Origin of the sequence: Pedobacter montanisoli (genome assembly GCF_022809115.1) — a bacterium.
In the GTDB taxonomy this organism is placed as follows: domain Bacteria; phylum Bacteroidota; class Bacteroidia; order Sphingobacteriales; family Sphingobacteriaceae; genus Pedobacter; species Pedobacter montanisoli.
In genome coordinates, this window is record NZ_JALGBH010000002.1 from 1315068 (window position 1) to 1332951 (window position 17884).

Consider the following 17884-nt stretch of genomic DNA (forward strand, 5'->3'; position numbering starts at 1 on the left):
AAATTAATTGGATTTTATATAGCAAAGTTATTTTTAGTTTGTAGCATGGCTGATGACCATGGTTACTGAGAAATGTGATCTTTATCAGATTTTTCTTCAGTTACATCATCATCAAATAAAATGCGGATACCCGGCGTATGTACATCATCATGCTGACCATTTTTTAAGGACCAGAAGAAAGCCAGTAAAAAGATAAGAGCCATTAAGATGCTGCACCCAATTAAAAAGTATAATATACTCATATCAGATTATTTTTGCGGGCAAAATACCTTGTTGCCACACTGGTAAAACTAATAATGGTTATGGTACTAATGGGCATTAATACAGCCGCTACTAAAGGATATAAAGTACCCTGTACAGCAAAGAATAATCCCACACAGTTATATATTAAAGCAATAGCGAAACATACTTTTATGGTTTTAAGACCATCTTTGCTCAACTGTATAAAGTTGGGCAGGTAATGGAGCGAATCTCCTTTTAAAATGGCATCACAACCCGGTGTAAAGTTGTTGATGTTATCTGTTACGGCAATGCCAAAATCGCTTTGTTTAAGGGCTCCGGCATCATTTAAACCATCTCCCAGCATCATTACTTTTTCACCTTGAAATTGTTTTTGCTTAATGGCATTTAATTTTTCATGCGGAGTTTGGTTAAACAGCATCTGCACCTTCTCGTCAAAAATAAGTTTCAGGTATTGCTCGTCTTTATTGGTATCTCCTGAAAGTAAGGCAAGCTTAAATTCATGTTGTAATTTATGGATCAACTGGTTAAGGTTTTTACGCCATTGTTGCTCTACAGCATAACATCCTTTGTATTCATTGTTAATTACAATATGTACGCCTCCGTTTTCTGCGGAATCAATATTAAAGGGCATCATTCTTTTGCTACCGGCATATACTTCTATGCCATCAATCATTGCTTTTAAACCTTTTCCGGGAACTTCTTCGAAATGCTCGGTTTCCAGTATTGTTTTAATTTTAAGTGTTTTTAATACCTGTCTGCTTAAAGGATGTGATGACTGATACAGTAAAGAAGCCACCAATGTTTCTTCGTATGCGGTTAATTTAGCTGTAAAATGGATATTGGCCTGTTCTGTACTGGTCAATGTACCGGTCTTATCAAAAACAATCGTATCAAAAGTGGCCAATTGCTCTACTGCATCTGTATTCTTTACATAGAAATCTTTTTTATCGAACACAGATAAAATAGCTGATAAGGTAAAAGGCGTACTTAACGCTATTACACAAGGGCAGGCAACAATAATTACCGATGTAAATGCCGACCAGGCTTTTATACTATCGTTAAGATAATACCAGTAGCTGGCAGCTGAAAAAGCAATCACAAAAACCGCAATGGTAAAAACCTTAGCCACACTGTCATTAAAATTGGTGGTTTTAGTGCTGACCTTATAATTTTCTTTATTCCATAAACCAGTAAGGTAACTTTGAGAAGCTGGTTTTACCACTTCTAATTCAATGGCCTCTCCTATTTGTCGGCCTCCGGCATATACAATTTCTCCCAATACTTTTTGCTGTGGATCAGATTCGCCTGTAACAAAGCCCATATCCAACCAGGCTTCTCCTTTTAACAAAATAGAATCTGCCGGAATCAATTCACCATTGCGGATCAACAGACGATCGCCCATCACTATTTCATGAATAGGTGTGGGTTTTTCTTTACCTTCTTTTAAAACATTTATGGCAATAGGAAAATAAGAGCGATAATCTCTATCAAAAGAGATATGATGGTAAGTGCGTTGTTTTACCCATTTACCCATCAATAACAAAAAAACTAAACCCGTTAAAGTATCTGCAAAACTTGGCGTGTTAAATATTGCTGCTATAGTTGTACGGATAAAAAGTACCGCAATGATTAAGGCCAAGGGCGTATCGAGATTGATCATGCCATGTTTTAAACTGGTAATGGCCGATTTAAAATAATCTCTGGCACAATAAAAAGTAACCGGAATACAGAAAGCGAGATTTAACCAACCAAATAAATGTTGAAAGTTCTTTTCTAATTCGCTCAAGCCAAAATATTCCGGAAATGCAAAGAGCATAACATTGCCCATACAAAAACCTGCCACGGCAATTTTAAGGATTAAGCTCTTGTTAACCGAATTACTTTTTTCTTTTACAACATCCTGTAAACTGATGAGCGGCTCATAGCCTATGCCAGCAAGAATTTCTACCACCCTGCGCAAAGAAATCTGCTGGTGCTTAAAACTGATGGTAACCTGCTTCTTCAAAAAATCTATACGGGAATTAAAAATAGCCTGATTAACCTTATAAAGATGTTCTAAAAGCCATATGCAGGAGCTACAATGTATGGCAGGAATGTAGAAAGTAACGATGGTATTTTCCTGATCGCTATAATCGATCAACTGGCGGGTAATGGCAGGTTCATCCAGGTATTCAAAATGCCCCAACTCCGCAATTCTGGTGCCCGGATTATCGTTATATGCGTAATAGTTACACATATTGTTCTCTGATAGGAACTGGTAAACATTACGACAGCCTATACAGCAAAACTTCTTCTCATCATAACTGATTTTTGAGAGGCTGAGTTCGTCACCGCAATGATAGCAGAGCGCTTGTTTCAATACACTTTGAGCTTCCATGACAAAAGTTTAAATAGCTGCACTAAATAACTGCGTTTGAGGCTGTTTTTGCCACAAACGTTCATCTAAAGCCATGCAAACGTTTCGTAAAAACGTTTTGCCAGTAGGCGTAATCTCAATTTCGTGTTCGCCTAAATATACTAATTTATCTTCAATTAATGGCTTTAGTCTTTTTTCTATATTTGAAGGTATTTTTTCGCTAAATGATGTACGATTTCTGCACATCAGATTTAAAATATGTTGCCTGATTTCTAAGTCTTGATCCGTCAGTAAATGTCCCTTTTCTACCGCCAATCTGCTGTTATTGATCTGCGATTGATATCCTTCAACCGTTTTGGCATTTTGTGCAAAGGCAGTACCGCAATCACTTATTGAAGACACACCCAATCCTATTAAAATCTGTGTACGTTGTGAAGTATAGCCCATAAAATTACGATGCATTTGGCCTGATATGCTCGATGTGTACAAGCTATCGCTGGTTAAAGCAAAGTGATCCATCCCTATTTCTTCATAGCCAGCTTCTAACAGCATCGCCCTTCCTTTTTTATATAGGGAAAATTTTTCATCGCCTTGCGGAATATCCTGTTCCGTAAAATGTCTTTGCCCAGGTTTTAGCCAAGGTACATGTGCATAACTGTAAAATGCAATGCGGTCGGGTTTCAATGTAATTACCTGCTTAATAGTCTCTACCAAACCTCCTACATGCTGGCCCGGTAATCCATATATAAGATCATAATTAATAGATTCATAACCTATGGCTCTGGCCTGCTCTGTAATTTGTTTAACCTGCTCTGGAGTTTGAAAACGATTGATCATAAATTGTACACGTGGATCAAAGTCTTGGATACCTAAGCTCAATCTTTTAAAGCCCAAACGGCTTAAGGTCTGTAAATGCGCAATGGTTGTATTATCGGGATGACCTTCAAAAGAGCATTCAACATCATTGTCAGGTTCTTCTCCTATTATGCCTTTTAAAAGTCTGTTCAGGTTTTCTGCACTAAAAAAGGTAGGTGTACCGCCGCCCAAATGTATTTCTTTGATCTTTGGTTGCTCTCCTAATACGTCAACATACATTTGCCACTCTTTTAGCACCGTTTCTATATAAGGTTCTTCTACCTTATGATTTTTGGTGATACGGGTATTACAACCGCAATAAGTACATAAACTTTCACAAAACGGCAAATGAATATACAGGCTTATTCCTTCGTCTTTATTTACCTTATAACTGCTTTTTAAACATCCATGCCAATGTTGTATTTCAAACAGATGGTTTTCCCAATAAGGTACAGTAGGATAACTGGTATATCTGGGAGCAGCTACATTGTATTTTTTTAAAAGCTCTACAGTTTCCATTAATGTTGTTTTAAGTTTCTGGCCGCAGCTCCGCAATCATTAGGGCAACAACAGGCTTTACCTACACATTTTCCTGCTGCCCAGTTGTCTAAATTTCTCACTACCTGCTGCATGCGCTTTAAAGGTTCACTCTCCTCTTTGGCTAAGGGCACATTGGCAATTTTAAATCCTGCATAACCCGCTGCTTCAAGATCAATATGCGAAGTTGTAAAAGAAGAAGTGGCGATATATTTAAGGCCCAGTTGCTTAAGTCCTATAATAATTTCTTTTGATAGAGGGTCCTCGTTAAAAACAATCAGAACTTCTTTTCCCGAAGCAAATGCCAGGGTTTCGAGATTCAGATCATTAGCAATGATGGTGATATCATGCTTTTTATGATTAGCTAAAATCAGGTTTTCTTTTTCTTCGGGCTTAATGTTGTAGGCAATAGCTTTCATATTCATGTTTTATAAGACACAAAACTAAGTGGCCTTGCCGGGTTGTTGAGTGAGTACGCTTAGGGCAAAAAATGATATTCGTCACAAATCCATTAAACTGGATATTTGAATTATGAAACAATCTTTACAATAGCCTATTGTAAAAAAAGGTAATTTTAGCCATGCTATACAGAGAAGTACAGACCAAAGACAATAGTGCTTTGGCTGAAATTATACGAGGCGTTTTTACAGAGCACCAAGCTCCAACTCAAGGAACAGTCTATACAGATCCTACTACAGATGCACTCTATGAATTGTTCAGGGCTGAAAAATCAATTTTATGGGTTGCTGAAGATGAAGGAGCTAAAATTTTAGGTTGTTGCGGAATTTTTCCTACTCCCGGATTAGATGAAGATTGTGCAGAGCTGGTAAAGTTTTACCTGCATAAAGATGCAAGAGGGAAAGGTGTAGGCAGAGCGCTGATGGAAAAATGTGTGGCTTCTGCAAAAAATCTCGGTTTTAAGAAACTATACCTAGAAAGCTTGCCTGAATTTGCTACTGCCGTTAACATTTATGAGAAACAGGGATTTAAACAATTAGATCAACCCATGGGACAATCAGGCCATGATGGTTGCAACATCTGGATGTTAAAGACCTTGTAAAAACTACCATGAAAAAAATACTTTTCTTAATGCTGTTTATTGCTTTTAATGCAAAAGCGCAAAAAGCGAACGATGTACATGAATTAGATGCCAAACTGTTTAAAGAACAGACCGAGCAATCTAAAAATGTACAATTAATAGACGTAAGAGCACCTTACGAAATGCAGAGCGGTTATCTTAAAGGCGCAAGAAATCTTAACATTGATGATACGGATTTTAATCAAAAGCTTAATCTTCTCAATAAAGAGTTACCCGTATATGTTTATTGCGTAAGCGGACGCAGAAGTGAAAAAGCTGCCCGACAAATGCTTAATCAGGGATTTAAAGAAGTATATACTTTAAGCGGAGGTATTAAAAAGTGGCTCAGCAATGATTATGAAACTTCGCTTGATTATATAGCGGTAAAGGACTTAACCCTTAAGCAATACCAAAGCATTTTAAAAACTGAAAAACCTGTCTTAGTGAGCTTTTTTAATGCACAATGCAACAATTGTGAACAATTAAACAAGGATTTGGTTGCTAAGGCAGCCCATATGCAAAAAGATTTGATTTTATTGCGGATAGACACAGAGTTGAACCAGCAATTGGCTGATGAATTAGGTATAAAATCTGTTCCTGCTATCAGGCTTTATAATAAGCAAAAAGAAGTTTGGCAAGCCAATGGTAAGATTAAATTAAAAAGACTTGACCAACAGTTAAAAAAGATAATTTCCGAAAAATAATAAAGCGAATCAGATCTGGAGAGAAATCTCCTATAAATTTATTTAACCTGTTATAACAGGTTAAATAAATTATCTACACCTAATAATTTCTTAGATGTAAAACCTTCGCCATATTCAGCACCAATACTTTTACCAAATTCACGAGCTCTGGCAATAACCGCCTCTAAAAAGGCCGGTGTTGAAATATAAGTTTGTGGTTCGCTATTATCAGCACTATTAAACTGTGTTTTAAAAGCTCTGATAGCATTTAACTTCTCATTCATCTCTTTTGAGATGTCAATGATTACATCAGGTTTGATGTACATATCCTGTATGTATTGCAAAACCAAACGCGGGCGCCATGCTTCTTGTGATGCCCCATCAACATGGGTTTCTATTTTTCTTAATCCCGACAAGAACAATGCATCATTAGCCAGTTCGCAAGCCCTGCCATGATCAGGATGCCTGTCATAAAGTGCATTGGTAAGTACAATTTCAGGCTGGTATTTTCTCACCATCTTTATAATTTCAAGCTGGTGCTGTTCGTCATTTTTAAAAAATCCATCCCTGAATTCTAGATTTTCTCTGGCGTGTAACCCTAAAATTTCTGTAGCGGCGCGGCTTTCCTCATCGCGGGTTTGTGCGGTGCCACGCGTTCCAAGTTCTCCTCTTGTAAAATCTACTATACCTACTTTTTTTCCTAATGCTATATGCTTCAAAATTGTACCTGAACATCCCAATTCTGCATCATCGGGGTGTACGGCCAATACTAAAATGTCTAATTTCATTAACTGTTTTCGTTTAAAAGCTTTTGAATTCTCTTCTTGATTTTTGATGAGTTAGGTTTAGTAAAAGGATAAAAATAATCTACTACCTCTCCCTTTTTGTTGATCAGGTATTTATGAAAATTCCAACGTGGTGTAGAATTGATATTGCCGTTCAATTTCTTATCCGATAGAAATTTATAAAGTGGGTGAGCGGCGTTGCCTCTTACCATGATTTTCTCAAAAATGGGGAATTTTACACCAAAATTCACTTCGCAAAATTCACCTATAGCCTTACCTTCCAAGGGTTCCTGTCTTCCAAAATCATTTGACGGGAAACCTAATATTTCAAATTCATTGGTATTCAAACTATCTCTGAGTTCTTGCAGATCTTTCAATTGGGGTGTAAAACCACAGCCCGATGCCGTGTTTACGATAAGTATCACTTTGCCTTTATAAGCCGATAAGTTAACATCTTCGCCACTAAGAAGCTTAACTTTAAACGGATAAATATTGGGTTTTATATCCATTATATTATGGTATGCTTACTGGTAATATCCTGAACTTCTAATGATAGATTCTATATCTCTATCTTCTTGCGGATTGTATGTAGCTTTTAAATTATGCCCCACAACCCTTGCAATTAATTGATATGAAAACGCAGCGAACTTACCTTTTGTTTGCTTAACAATATCATATGTTGTAGCGCCTACTTCCCTATCAATTAATTTGGTTAATATCTGTCCCTGTGTAATGGTTAATTCCTTGATTTCAGTATTAAACATCTTTTTGATCTCATCATCACAGGCTTTGACCAGCTTTCGCTGCTCTTTTTTGTCAACCGTTATAGCCAGATCACGTTCCAGTTGCTCATATCTTTTTTTGGCGTATAAGGCATAAGGCATTACCTTTAATACATTATATCTTAACCGATTATAAGCAGCCTGTTCTTGCGGAGATTTCCATATCCGTGTACCGGTTATGATTACCTCCTGCAAAGCTATCCATGGAATCATATAACCATTGTCATTGGTAGCTGCCACTCTTATCGTATCGTTCTTACCCAATACAGGCCAGATAGCTTTCTGCTCTGCTTCCTGTGCAAAAGCCTGCTGTGCTATAAACATGACACTCATCAGAGCAAAAAAACGATAATATTTCATATATTGTATGGCTGTACAAAGTTAAAGCTAATTTTATATATTCGTTTTAACTTCTAATCTAATATAGTCTTTTAAAAACAAAAAACTATATAATTTTACCTGCAGAACACAAATGAAAAACACGTTGGTTATAGATCTCGAAGCCGAGAAGAAAGAAATATTAAAGCGATACAGAGCTTTGTTAAGAGCCTGTAAGCCTACCTTGCAAAAAGGTGATAAAAAAGAAATCAGGAAGGCCTTTGAAATGGCGCTCGAAAGCCATAAAGACATGCGCCGCAAATCTGGTGAGCCTTATATTTATCATCCCATTGCTGTTGCCCAGATTGCTGCCGAAGAAATTGGCCTGGGTACCACTTCTATTGTATGTGCTCTTTTACATGATGTAGTTGAAGATACAGATATAACGCTTGAAGATATTGAAAGAGAATTTGGTAAGAAATGTGCTAAAATTATTGACGGCCTAACCAAAATATCAGGCGTTTTTGATACCAACAGCTCTTTACAAGCCGAAAATTTCAGGAAAATGCTGTTAACCCTTGCCGATGATGTAAGGGTTATCCTCATTAAGCTTGCCGACAGGCTGCATAATATGCGAACCATGGATTTTATGCCGAGGCAAAAGCAATTGAAAATAGCATCTGAAACTATTTACCTGTATGCGCCTTTAGCACACCGATTGGGCTTATATGCCATTAAATCTGAGCTTGAGGATCTTTCCATGAAATATCTTGAGCCTGATACCTATAAGTTCATCGCTACCCAGTTAAACGAGAAAAAGGCTGAGCGAAATGCATTTATCAAATCTTTTATAGAACCCATTAACGAAATATTGGCAGAACAAGGCTTAGTGGCTAATGTATATGGAAGGCCTAAATCCATTCATTCTATATGGAATAAGATGAAGAAAAAAAGCATCCCTTTTGAGGAGGTTTATGATCTTTTTGCCATCAGGATTATCTTAGACAGTCCGCCTGAAAGAGAAAAAGCCGATTGCTGGAAAGCCTATTCTATTGTTACCGACTTGTATCGGCCAAATCCCGACAGGTTACGTGACTGGGTATCATCTCCCAAGGGAAATGGTTACGAATCATTACATACCACTGTAATGGGACCTAAAGGACAATGGGTTGAAGTGCAGATCAGAACGCAGCGGATGAATGAAATTGCAGAAAAAGGTTTTGCTGCCCACTGGAAATACAAAGAATCAAGCAATGATAATGGCTTAGACCAGTGGATACAAAAAGTAAGAGAGTTATTGAGCAATCCAGAATCTAACGCTTTAGACTTTCTTGACGATTTTAAAATGAACCTGTTCTCTGATGAGATCTTCATTTTTACGCCTAAAGGTGCCTTACTTCAATTGCCATTAGGTGCCACAGCTTTGGATTTTGCTTTTGAAATACATACCGATGTAGGCGCTAGGTGTATAGGTGCTAAAGTAAATCATAAACTGGTACCTCTATCGCACAAACTGCAAAACGGAGATCAGGTTGAGATCATTACTTCCAATAAGCAATCTCCTAAAGAAGACTGGCTTAATATTGTGGTTACAGCAAAAGCCAAATCAAAAATTAAATCTTCCTTAAAAGAAGAGAAAAGAAGAGTTGCTGAAGAAGGTAAAGAAATACTGGAACGTAAGCTCAAATCACTCAAAATAACTTACAATACCGATAACCTGAATAAACTCAGCTATTTCTTTAAACTGTCTTCTACCCAGGATCTTTTTATTGAGGTTGCCAAAGGTAAGATCGAACTGAAAGATCTTAAAGAGTATGTAGCTTCTGAAAAAGAAATTGAAAATCGTGGTAACGAAAAGACTAATGATGAAGAAAAGGTTAGTACACTTTTAAAGAAAGTTAAAGGTCCTGAGTCTGATGTATTGCTGATTGGTGAAGATCTTCAAAAAATCGATTATACGCTGGCTAATTGTTGTAACCCTATTCCTGGCGATGACGTTTTTGGCTTTGTTACCGTAAATGAAGGCATCAAAATTCACCGTACCAATTGCCCTAATGCTGCCCAGTTAATGGCCAATTATGGTTACCGTATTATCAAAGCAAAATGGAACACCCAACAGGAAATCACTTTCTTAACCGGTTTACGTATTGTAGGTATAGATGATGTAGGTTTGATCAACAATATTACCAAGGTCATCTCAAACGATTTTAGAGTTAATATCCGTTCTATTACCGTTGATACTAACGATGGCATTTTTGAAGGCTCGATCAAGGTTTTCGTAAATGATAAGGAGCATTTAGACCAGTTGATCAGAAACCTTTTGGAAGTTAAAGGCGTTACCGGTGTAACCCGTTTTGATACCTAATCTGACAAACGCAATAAATGATGTTAACATTACATAAATAACTAACATTAAGCCTTAAAAGTTTAAACAATCAAACTATTTTAATAACTTTGAAAGGAGTTTAAAACTATGTCTGAACAGAATACAAGCGAGTTGGTTAGAAAGATATTTGAAGCCTATCTCGAAAATAAAAATCTAAGAAAAACCCCTGAGCGCTTTGCCATATTAGAAGAAATTTACTCACGTGATGATCATTTTGATGTGGAGACTTTGTATATCCATATGAAAAATCAGAAATACAGAGTAAGCAGAGCTACGGTTTACAATACCTTAGAGTTATTGGTATCATGTGATCTGGTTACCAAACACCAGTTTGGCAAGAACATGGCACAGTTTGAAAAATCGTACGGTTATCACCAACATGATCATGTAATCTGTATCGATTGCGGTAAGGTAGTAGAGTTTTGCGATCCTCGTATTCATCAGATACAAAGCATGGTGGGCGATTTATTGAAATTTGATATTAAACACCACTCTCTCAATTTATATGGAGTATGTTTTGACTGTAGCGCAGCAGCAGCAGTTAAAAATGCTCAGCACAAACAAGAATCAAAATAATTTTTAACATAAAGTTCTTTTAGTTTTTAGTAATGACGCAAGTAGATGTACTACTGGGCCTGCAATGGGGCGACGAAGGTAAAGGTAAGATCGTGGATGTTTTAAGTCCGCAGTATGATTTAATAGCTCGCTTTCAGGGCGGACCAAATGCTGGTCATACATTGGAGTTTGATGGTAAAAAATTTGTTCTTAACACCATTCCATCGGGTATTTTCAATGAAAAAACCATGAATCTCATTGGAAACGGTGTAGTGATAGACCCTATTATCTTAAAAAGAGAATTAGATAATTTAAAGGCTGCTGGTCATGATCCTGTTGGCGAAGGCAAACTGGTATTGGCCCGTAAAGCGCATTTAATATTACCTACGCACCAGTTATTAGATGCTGCTAACGAACAGAAAATGGGTGCTGGTAAAATTGGCTCTACTTTAAAAGGTATCGGCCCTACTTACATGGATAAAACCGGACGTAACGGTTTACGTGTTGGTGATACCACTTTAGCTGATTTTAAAGCCAGATATGATAAGTTGGTTCAGAAACACAAAGAAATTCTGTCTCATTACGAATTTGAATACGATCTGACCGAAAAAGAAGAGAAATTCTTTGAAGCCATAGAATTCATCAAAACTATACCTCACGTAGATAGCGAGCATTTTGTAAACTCTTATTTAAAAGAAGGTAAAAAAGTACTTGCCGAAGGTGCACAGGGAACTTTATTAGATGTTGATTTTGGTTCTTATCCATTTGTAACCTCTTCTAATACCACTACTGCAGGTGCATGTACTGGTTTAGGTATTGCTCCAAATAAAATTGGTCAGGTTTACGGTATTTTTAAAGCTTATTGTACCCGTGTAGGTGGCGGTCCTTTCCCTACCGAATTATTTGACGAAACCGGAGAAACTTTACGCAAAGTAGGTCATGAGTTTGGTGCTACTACAGGCAGAGCCCGTCGTTGCGGATGGATAGATTTACCTGCTTTAAAATACGCCATCATGCTAAATGGTGTTACTGAACTGATCATGATGAAAGCAGACGTATTAGATGGTTTTGATACCATTTATGCCTGCACACATTATGAATACGAAGGTGAAACAATAGATTATATGCCTTATGATATCATTTCTGTACAACCTAAACCGGTATTTAAAGCCATTAAAGGTTGGAAAACCGATCTTACCCAGATCAACAAGGTAGATCAGATACCAGCAGCGCTTAACGATTATATTGCATTTTTAGAAAAAGAATTAGAAGTACCTGTTAAGTTCTTATCTGTTGGACCAGACAGAACACAAACATTACAGTTATCATAAATAAAAAAGCCTCGAAATTTCGAGGCTTTTTTATTTTACAGGCAGGCACAACTAAATTAATGCGGCAACTTTTCTCTGAGCCAGCCATATACCCACGTACCGGCAACAGCACTTAGCAAGGTTACAATGATTACCGTTGCTCCGGTTCCAATCTGAGCAAACAAAGGGCCCGGACAGGCTCCTGTTAGCGCCCAGCCAAAGCCAAAGATCAAGCCTCCATAAATTTGTCCTTTATTAAATTTTTTGGGTGATAAAATAATTGGTTCACCATAAATGGTTTTAATATTAAATTTCTTAATCAGGAATACGGATAACATGCCCACCAATATTGCACTTCCAATGATACCATACATGTGAAAAGATTGTAACCTGAACATTTCCTGAATGCGAAACCAGCTAATTACTTCTGCTTTTACAAACACGATCCCAAATAACAAACCTACTATCAGGTATTTGATATTGTGATACCATTGATGTTGTAGTTTACTCTCATTAATACAACCAGTATCTAAAGAGCGTACTTCAAAATCGGTATTTGTTTCTCTATTTTGCATGTTATACAGTTAAAGTGAAAGAATAAGAGGTAAAAATAAATTGGCCATGATAAAGCCACCAATCATAAAGCAGATGGTAGCAATTAAAGAAGGCCATTGTAAATTAGACAGGCCCATTATGGCATGTCCACTGGTACAGCCTCCAGCATAACGGGTACCAAATCCTACCAGAAATCCGCCTACTACCATTAGTATAAAGCCTTTTAGCGTAAAAAGGCTCTGCCAGTTCATTAAATCCTGCGGTACCAGATTATCATAATGGGTAACGCCGTAAGCCGCCAGCTCATTTACCAATTTCGGATTAACTTTAACAGGTTCGGGATTAGATAAATAATGTGCGGCTATCAATCCACCTAAAAATATACCTGCTACAAAAAACAAGTTCCATACTTCTTTTTTCCAATCATATTTGAAAAACGGAATGTTTGAAGGGATACACGATGCACATATATGCCTTAATGATGAGCTTATGCCAAATGATTTATTACCGATAATTAATAAAACAGGAACGGTAAGTCCTATTAAAGGCCCTGATATATACCATGGCCAGGGTTGTTTTAGAAATTCTAACATCTGATCTTATTTTTTGATTTAATGAGTTAAATCCTGCGTTTGGTTCTGGGAACAGTACAGCTTCCTGTTGCGCAGGTATTGATATTTAAAATTGCCATTAACGTAAACAATCCACCTAATATCAAAATCATCCATTCATGCGTTAATGCGCCATTTACGGTAATGATGATCCCCATGGCAAGACGTATTAACCTTATCATATTCCAATTTGCCAGATAATTTTTCATGCGCTTTAAATTTAACTCGAAATTTAATCTCTACAAAGTTGCGATACTTTATAGCAAATACGGTCACTTTAATTACATAAGACCAATTACAAGAATTTTAACTGGCTTCAGGCTTTCCATGATTTAGATGAATATAGAACAAAAAAATAGCACTTATTCCGTGCCACGTTTAATTTCCTGAAAATAAGCCATAACTCTTTGCTCAGTTTCTAACTGTAATGTTATTGCAGAAGAAAAAAGCTCTTCTCTTAACTGACGATACAATTTTACCGAGTGTTGCAAACTATCCAACAAAGCAGCTTTAGAATAAGTTGGTAATGTAGCCTGTAGTTGTTCAAAATCCTTTAAGGATAGTTGTGTTTCTACCTTACGTACACCCCTTGGTAAATTGTTGTTCTTAATATGCAGCAAGGGACCAAATACAAGCATTCGAAGAAAACCAAAGAAATCAAAAGCTTCTATGTATTCACCACGCCCAATTTTAAGCAAGGCATAATGTACCCAGATCCAAAAACGGTCTTCAATCCATTGGTAATCCGGATAAGGAAATTTTGCTTCTGTTTGCGCTAAAATACTTTGAAGTCTTTCTTCTTTATCCAGCAGGATAACAGGTGTTTCAATTCTCTGTCCAAACTCTTCAGGAGTTACAAATTTGATATCAACATGCAAAAGCGGATTTTCATAAAGACAGATCAGTACCCGCGGTTCTCCTACATGTTCACCTGTAAAACCCGAAAGGAAATGCCCAAAACTTTTGGCATAATCCAGCATTTTAGATTTGTCACCGCTTATTTTCTCTTCCGTTACCAAAATAAGGTCAAGATCAGAAAATTCATCTATTTCATTTGTTAACCATGAACCTGCAACCGCTAAACCAACAACGTTTTTATCATCTTTTATTACTTCTACCACTTGGTGTGCAAATTGTTCTTGTATGGTCATGTTATTGATTTATTTGGAGATACCTCAACTTTATACGCAAGATATAAAACAAAGCCTAAAAATGAGAATACATCGTTCAATCCGATTTAGATTGAAAACAAAAAAGCCCTGCATTTCTGCAAGGCTTTTGGGAAGTGGTGCCTCCAGGGATCGAACCAGGGACACAAGGATTTTCAGTCCTTTGCTCTACCTACTGAGCTAAGGCACCTCCCGTTGGGGAATGCAAATGTAGATACTTTTTTTGAAAGACAAAATTATTTGTACTTATTTTTTCATAAAAAACCACCAACACAAGCTTTAAAGCTATAAATCAGACAATTAATTTTTAAATCCTTTTTCCAAATAGTTTATAAACCTTCTAAATACAAAAATTATGCAAGCATAATAATATAATTTTTCAGTAAAAAGTTTAACTTAGCTACCCTATTACACGATTTAACCCTATGGCTGCACAGATTATTTTTACCCTTATCGCTATTGCAGGTATTATCCTGTTTGGTCTTAATGCAAAAAAAGTAATTAGAAACATTAAGTTAGGTAAACCTGCCAATCGTTCAGATCAACCGCAAAAACGTTTGGCTACCATGTTAAAGGTTGCTTTTGGGCAAACCAAAATGGCTGCACGTCCGGTGCCTTTTGTTCTTCACTTATTGGTGTATGTGGGTTTTGTAATCATCAACATTGAAGTATTAGAGATTTTTATAGATGGTATATTTGGCACGCACCGCGTATTTGCTGGTTTGGGTGGTTTTTATAATTTCCTGATTGCCGCTTTTGAATTGCTGGCTTTAGGAGTTTGGTTAGCTTGTGCCATTTTCTTGATCAGAAGAAACATTTTAAAATTAAAACGTTTTAGCGGTGTAGAAATGAAAACCTGGCCTAAATCTGATGCCAACTACATCCTGATTACCGAAATCTTATTGATGACGGCCTTTTTAACCATGAATGCTGCCGATGCCAAATTACAGTCTTTACAGGTTGGACATTATATACAGGCAGGAGCTTTCCCGGTAAGTGTACATCTGCAAAATTTATTACCCGACAATACTTCAACTTTAATAGCAATTGAACGTTTCTGCTGGTGGTTCCATATTGTGGGCATTTTTGCCTTCCTTAACTATCTGCCATACAGTAAGCATTTTCATATCATCTTTGCTTTCCCTAACACTTATTTTTCCAATCTGGAGCCTAAAGGTGAATTTACCAATATGGCCAGTGTTACCAATGAGGTTAAGACAATGTTAGATCCGTCTTATACTCCTACCGATGTTGCTCCGGGTAAATTTGGTGCTAAAGATGTGCAAGATCTGAACTGGGTAAATTTAATGAATGCCTACACCTGCACAGAGTGTGGAAGATGTACGGCAAGCTGTCCGGCCAATATTACTGGCAAGCTCTTATCTCCACGTAAGATCATGATGGATACCCGCGACAGATTAGAAGAAGTGGGCAAAAACATAGATAAGCACGGCAAAGATTATGATGATGGCAAATCCCTATTGGATAATTACATTACCCGTGAAGAAATTTGGGCCTGTACCAGTTGCAATGCCTGTACAGAAGCCTGTCCGGTAAATATAGATCCTTTGGCTATTATCGTTGAATTACGCCGTTATGCGGTTATGGAAGAATCTGTAGCCCCTGCCAGTATCAATGCCATGTTTGGCAATGTAGAAAACAATGGCGCACCGTGGAAATATTCTCCGGCCGACAGGTTCAACTGGGCAGAAAATAATTAGAAATTAATACGAATACGAGCAGGAACACCATTCCTCATGCTAAAATAAATACTGAATATGGAGTTTAAAGTACCTACAATGGCCGAAATGATGGCCAACGGCGAAGAACCTGAGATTTTATTCTGGGTGGGCTGCGCCGGAAGTTATGATGAACGGGCACAACGTATTACACGCGATATCTGCAAAATTTTACATCATGTAGGCATTAAATATGCTGTTTTAGGCACAGAAGAAAGTTGTACAGGAGATCCGGCCAAACGGGCAGGTAACGAATTCCTGTTTCAGATGCAGGCCATGACCAATATTGAGGTTTTAAATGGCTACAACATTAAAAAAATAGTAACCGGTTGTCCGCATTGTTTCAATACCATCAAAAATGAATACCCTGGTTTGGGTGGCAATTATGAAGTTATACACCACAGCCAGCTGATACAGGAGCTGATCAATCAGGGTAAATTACGTGCCGAAGGTGGCGAAAGCTTTAAAGGCAAGAAAATCACTTTTCACGACCCTTGTTATTTAGGTCGTGCCAATGAAGTATATGAAGCACCTCGTAAAGCGCTTGAGGTATTAGATGCTCAACTGGTAGAAATGAAACGTTGCAAAGCCAATGGTCTTTGTTGTGGTGCCGGTGGAGCACAAATGTTTAAAGAACCCGAAAAAGGCAATAAAGACGTTAACATAGAGCGTATTGAAGAAGCTTTGGCCATGGAGCCACAGGTTATTGCAGCAGGGTGCCCATTTTGCATGACCATGCTAAGCGATGGCGTTAAACTTAAAGAAAAAGAACAGGAAGTAAAGGTATTGGATATTGCCGAAATTACTGCCCGCGCAAACGGCCTGTAAATTATAGCTATTTATCGCCCCTTTTAACCCGATGGAGATTAAAAGGGGCTTTTTATTTTATTCTTTTTTAGCCGAAGCAATTAGCTCGCGATTCCAGTTTCTGAAATGCTCTGCTAAAGTATTCAGCTCATCTACATCAATATCTTTTAAAGGAATGGTCATATAAGTTCCCATTGTATCTATTGCTCCGGCCTTATCATTACGGGTTTGTACAATCACATCATCACTATTTGTACGCAAATATAAAACGCCTTTTTGTCCGCTTCCGTAAAAATCAATATCCTTAAAACGACTTAAGTTCATAGCAAAATACTCTTCTTTACCATTGGTATAAACCTTTCTGTAACGACAAAAACCATTGTTAGTAATATTGATCTCATAACGCTTTAAAGACACGTTCTGGCCTTCAGTATCGTAATGTCGGTTTAGTACATTTTGTATATAGGTACGACTGTCTTCTCCCTGTATAAAACCCGAAGACAGCACAAAAAACATGGCAATACAGCTTAAAACCGTTATTTTTAAATTAAATGTAAACTTTTTCATGAGCGCAGCATTTTACCCAACCTAAATTAAATATTTTAATAAATTTGAAGTATGATTTTTTCTCCACAATCTAAAATTTGGATATACCAAAGCAACCGCAGGTTCACAGAAACCGAACAAACCGAAATTCAGCAAAAGCTGGATGAGTTCACGGCACAATGGAAAGCTCACGGGCATCAGCTTAAAGCCAAGGCTGAGATCAGGTATGGTTTTTTCATTATTTTAGTCGTAGATCAGGATCAGGCTTCATCAACAGGTTGTTCTATTGATGCTTCTGTGCGTGTGATCAAAGAAATTGAAAATCAGTATCATGTAGATCTGTTCAACCGCTTTAATATGGCTTACAAGATTGATGAAGAAGTACATGTGGTTCCTAAAGAAGATTTTGAAACCCTGATCAGTATTAAAAAAATAGATGCCGATACTATTGTTTTCAACAATTTAGTACAGGATCTGGATGAATTCAATACCAAGTGGGAAGTTCCGCTACACCAAAGCTGGCATAAAAATATATTTGCAGAGTTTTTAAACAGTTAAGTTCCAAGTCG

20 protein-coding genes and 1 tRNA gene are annotated in these 17884 nt (G+C 37.3%); 8 read left to right on the forward strand and 13 right to left on the reverse strand.

The window, feature by feature from the left end:
• Nucleotides 1–62: 62 nt before the first annotated feature.
• The 4 genes from ccoS to MMF97_RS13580 are packed head-to-tail and all read right to left on the reverse strand — an operon-like array spanning nt 63 to nt 4410.
• A complete protein-coding gene (gene ccoS, locus MMF97_RS13565; RefSeq protein WP_243363035.1) occupies nt 63–242 on the reverse strand; it encodes a cbb3-type cytochrome oxidase assembly protein CcoS in 180 nt (59 codons plus the stop codon).
• On the reverse strand, nt 239–2620 hold the full coding sequence (locus MMF97_RS13570; RefSeq protein WP_243363036.1) for a heavy metal translocating P-type ATPase: 2382 nt from the start codon (nt 2618–2620) through the stop codon (nt 239–241). Before MMF97_RS13570 ends, ccoS begins: the two co-directional genes overlap by 4 nt.
• 9 nt (nt 2621–2629) lie before the next feature.
• Entirely contained in the window at nt 2630–3973 is a 1344-nt protein-coding gene (hemN, locus tag MMF97_RS13575; RefSeq protein ID WP_243363037.1) for an oxygen-independent coproporphyrinogen III oxidase, read from the reverse strand.
• Nucleotides 3973–4410 (reverse strand): Rossmann-fold NAD(P)-binding domain-containing protein, encoded by a 438-nt coding sequence (locus MMF97_RS13580; RefSeq protein ID WP_243363038.1) that lies wholly within the window; start codon nt 4408–4410, stop codon nt 3973–3975. Before MMF97_RS13580 ends, hemN begins: the two co-directional genes overlap by 1 nt.
• 161 nt (nt 4411–4571) lie before the next feature.
• Here MMF97_RS13580 and MMF97_RS13585 point away from each other — a divergent pair, with 161 nt between their 5' ends.
• Nucleotides 4572–5051: a GNAT family N-acetyltransferase gene (locus tag MMF97_RS13585; RefSeq protein ID WP_243363039.1), complete on the forward strand. Its 480-nt coding sequence runs from the start codon at nt 4572–4574 to the stop codon at nt 5049–5051.
• Nucleotides 5052–5059: 8 nt separating this feature from the next.
• Nucleotides 5060–5773 (forward strand): rhodanese-like domain-containing protein, encoded by a 714-nt coding sequence (locus MMF97_RS13590; RefSeq protein ID WP_243363040.1) that lies wholly within the window; start codon nt 5060–5062, stop codon nt 5771–5773.
• A 50-nt stretch (nt 5774–5823) separates the two neighbouring features.
• Here the strand turns inward: MMF97_RS13590 and bshB1 are convergent, their stop codons facing one another.
• From bshB1 to MMF97_RS13605, 3 genes are read right to left on the reverse strand one after another with little or no spacing between them, the layout of a single operon-like run.
• Nucleotides 5824–6540: a bacillithiol biosynthesis deacetylase BshB1 gene (bshB1, locus tag MMF97_RS13595; protein ID WP_243363041.1), complete on the reverse strand. Its 717-nt coding sequence runs from the start codon at nt 6538–6540 to the stop codon at nt 5824–5826.
• A complete protein-coding gene (locus MMF97_RS13600) occupies nt 6540–7046 on the reverse strand; it encodes a glutathione peroxidase (protein ID WP_243363043.1) in 507 nt (168 codons plus the stop codon). Before MMF97_RS13600 ends, bshB1 begins: the two co-directional genes overlap by 1 nt.
• Nucleotides 7047–7061: 15 nt before the next feature.
• Complete coding sequence (locus MMF97_RS13605; RefSeq protein ID WP_243363044.1) at nt 7062–7679, reverse strand: DUF4294 domain-containing protein; 618 nt, start codon at nt 7677–7679, stop codon at nt 7062–7064.
• A 112-nt stretch (nt 7680–7791) separates the two neighbouring features.
• Here MMF97_RS13605 and MMF97_RS13610 point away from each other — a divergent pair, with 112 nt between their 5' ends.
• The 3 genes from MMF97_RS13610 to MMF97_RS13620 all read left to right on the forward strand — a co-directional run bounded on the left by MMF97_RS13610 (nt 7792) and on the right by MMF97_RS13620 (nt 11909).
• Nucleotides 7792–10002 (forward strand): RelA/SpoT family protein, encoded by a 2211-nt coding sequence (locus tag MMF97_RS13610; protein ID WP_243363047.1) that lies wholly within the window; start codon nt 7792–7794, stop codon nt 10000–10002.
• A gap of 108 nt (nt 10003–10110) precedes the next feature.
• On the forward strand, nt 10111–10599 hold the full coding sequence (locus MMF97_RS13615) for a Fur family transcriptional regulator (RefSeq protein WP_243363049.1): 489 nt from the start codon (nt 10111–10113) through the stop codon (nt 10597–10599).
• Between the two features lie 32 nt (nt 10600–10631).
• Nucleotides 10632–11909, forward strand: coding sequence for an adenylosuccinate synthase (locus MMF97_RS13620; RefSeq protein ID WP_243363050.1), 1278 nt, complete (start codon nt 10632–10634; stop codon nt 11907–11909).
• A gap of 56 nt (nt 11910–11965) precedes the next feature.
• Here the strand turns inward: MMF97_RS13620 and MMF97_RS13625 are convergent, their stop codons facing one another.
• The 5 genes from MMF97_RS13625 to MMF97_RS13645 all read right to left on the reverse strand — a co-directional run bounded on the left by MMF97_RS13625 (nt 11966) and on the right by MMF97_RS13645 (nt 14413).
• Nucleotides 11966–12463, reverse strand: coding sequence for a DUF6691 family protein (locus tag MMF97_RS13625; RefSeq protein ID WP_243363052.1), 498 nt, complete (start codon nt 12461–12463; stop codon nt 11966–11968).
• 9 nt (nt 12464–12472) lie between these two features.
• The gene (locus tag MMF97_RS13630; protein WP_243363053.1) at nt 12473–13036 is read right to left on the reverse strand and encodes a YeeE/YedE family protein; all 564 of its coding nucleotides are present in this window, start codon (nt 13034–13036) and stop codon (nt 12473–12475) included.
• 26 nt (nt 13037–13062) lie between these two features.
• Nucleotides 13063–13263, reverse strand: coding sequence for a hypothetical protein (locus MMF97_RS13635; protein ID WP_243363055.1), 201 nt, complete (start codon nt 13261–13263; stop codon nt 13063–13065).
• Between the two features lie 153 nt (nt 13264–13416).
• Nucleotides 13417–14205 carry an aminoglycoside 6-adenylyltransferase gene (locus tag MMF97_RS13640; RefSeq protein WP_243363057.1) on the reverse strand — a complete coding sequence of 263 codons (789 nt, stop codon included), beginning with the start codon at nt 14203–14205 and terminating at the stop codon, nt 13417–13419.
• 135 nt (nt 14206–14340) lie between these two features.
• A tRNA-Phe gene (locus MMF97_RS13645) sits at nt 14341–14413 on the reverse strand.
• Nucleotides 14414–14648: 235 nt separating this feature from the next.
• On the opposite strand from MMF97_RS13645, the gene MMF97_RS13650 reads away from it, so the two are divergent.
• Nucleotides 14649–15944 (forward strand): 4Fe-4S dicluster domain-containing protein, encoded by a 1296-nt coding sequence (locus MMF97_RS13650; protein WP_243363059.1) that lies wholly within the window; start codon nt 14649–14651, stop codon nt 15942–15944.
• 57 nt (nt 15945–16001) lie between these two features.
• On the forward strand, nt 16002–16790 hold the full coding sequence (locus tag MMF97_RS13655; RefSeq protein ID WP_243363060.1) for a (Fe-S)-binding protein: 789 nt from the start codon (nt 16002–16004) through the stop codon (nt 16788–16790).
• 57 nt (nt 16791–16847) lie between these two features.
• Here MMF97_RS13655 and MMF97_RS13660 read toward each other — a convergent pair whose 3' ends face one another.
• Complete coding sequence (locus MMF97_RS13660) at nt 16848–17336, reverse strand: hypothetical protein (RefSeq protein ID WP_243363061.1); 489 nt, start codon at nt 17334–17336, stop codon at nt 16848–16850.
• Between the two features lie 51 nt (nt 17337–17387).
• Here MMF97_RS13660 and MMF97_RS13665 point away from each other — a divergent pair, with 51 nt between their 5' ends.
• Nucleotides 17388–17873 (forward strand): ABC transporter ATPase, encoded by a 486-nt coding sequence (locus MMF97_RS13665; RefSeq protein WP_243363062.1) that lies wholly within the window; start codon nt 17388–17390, stop codon nt 17871–17873.
• Nucleotides 17874–17884 lie beyond the last annotated feature (11 nt).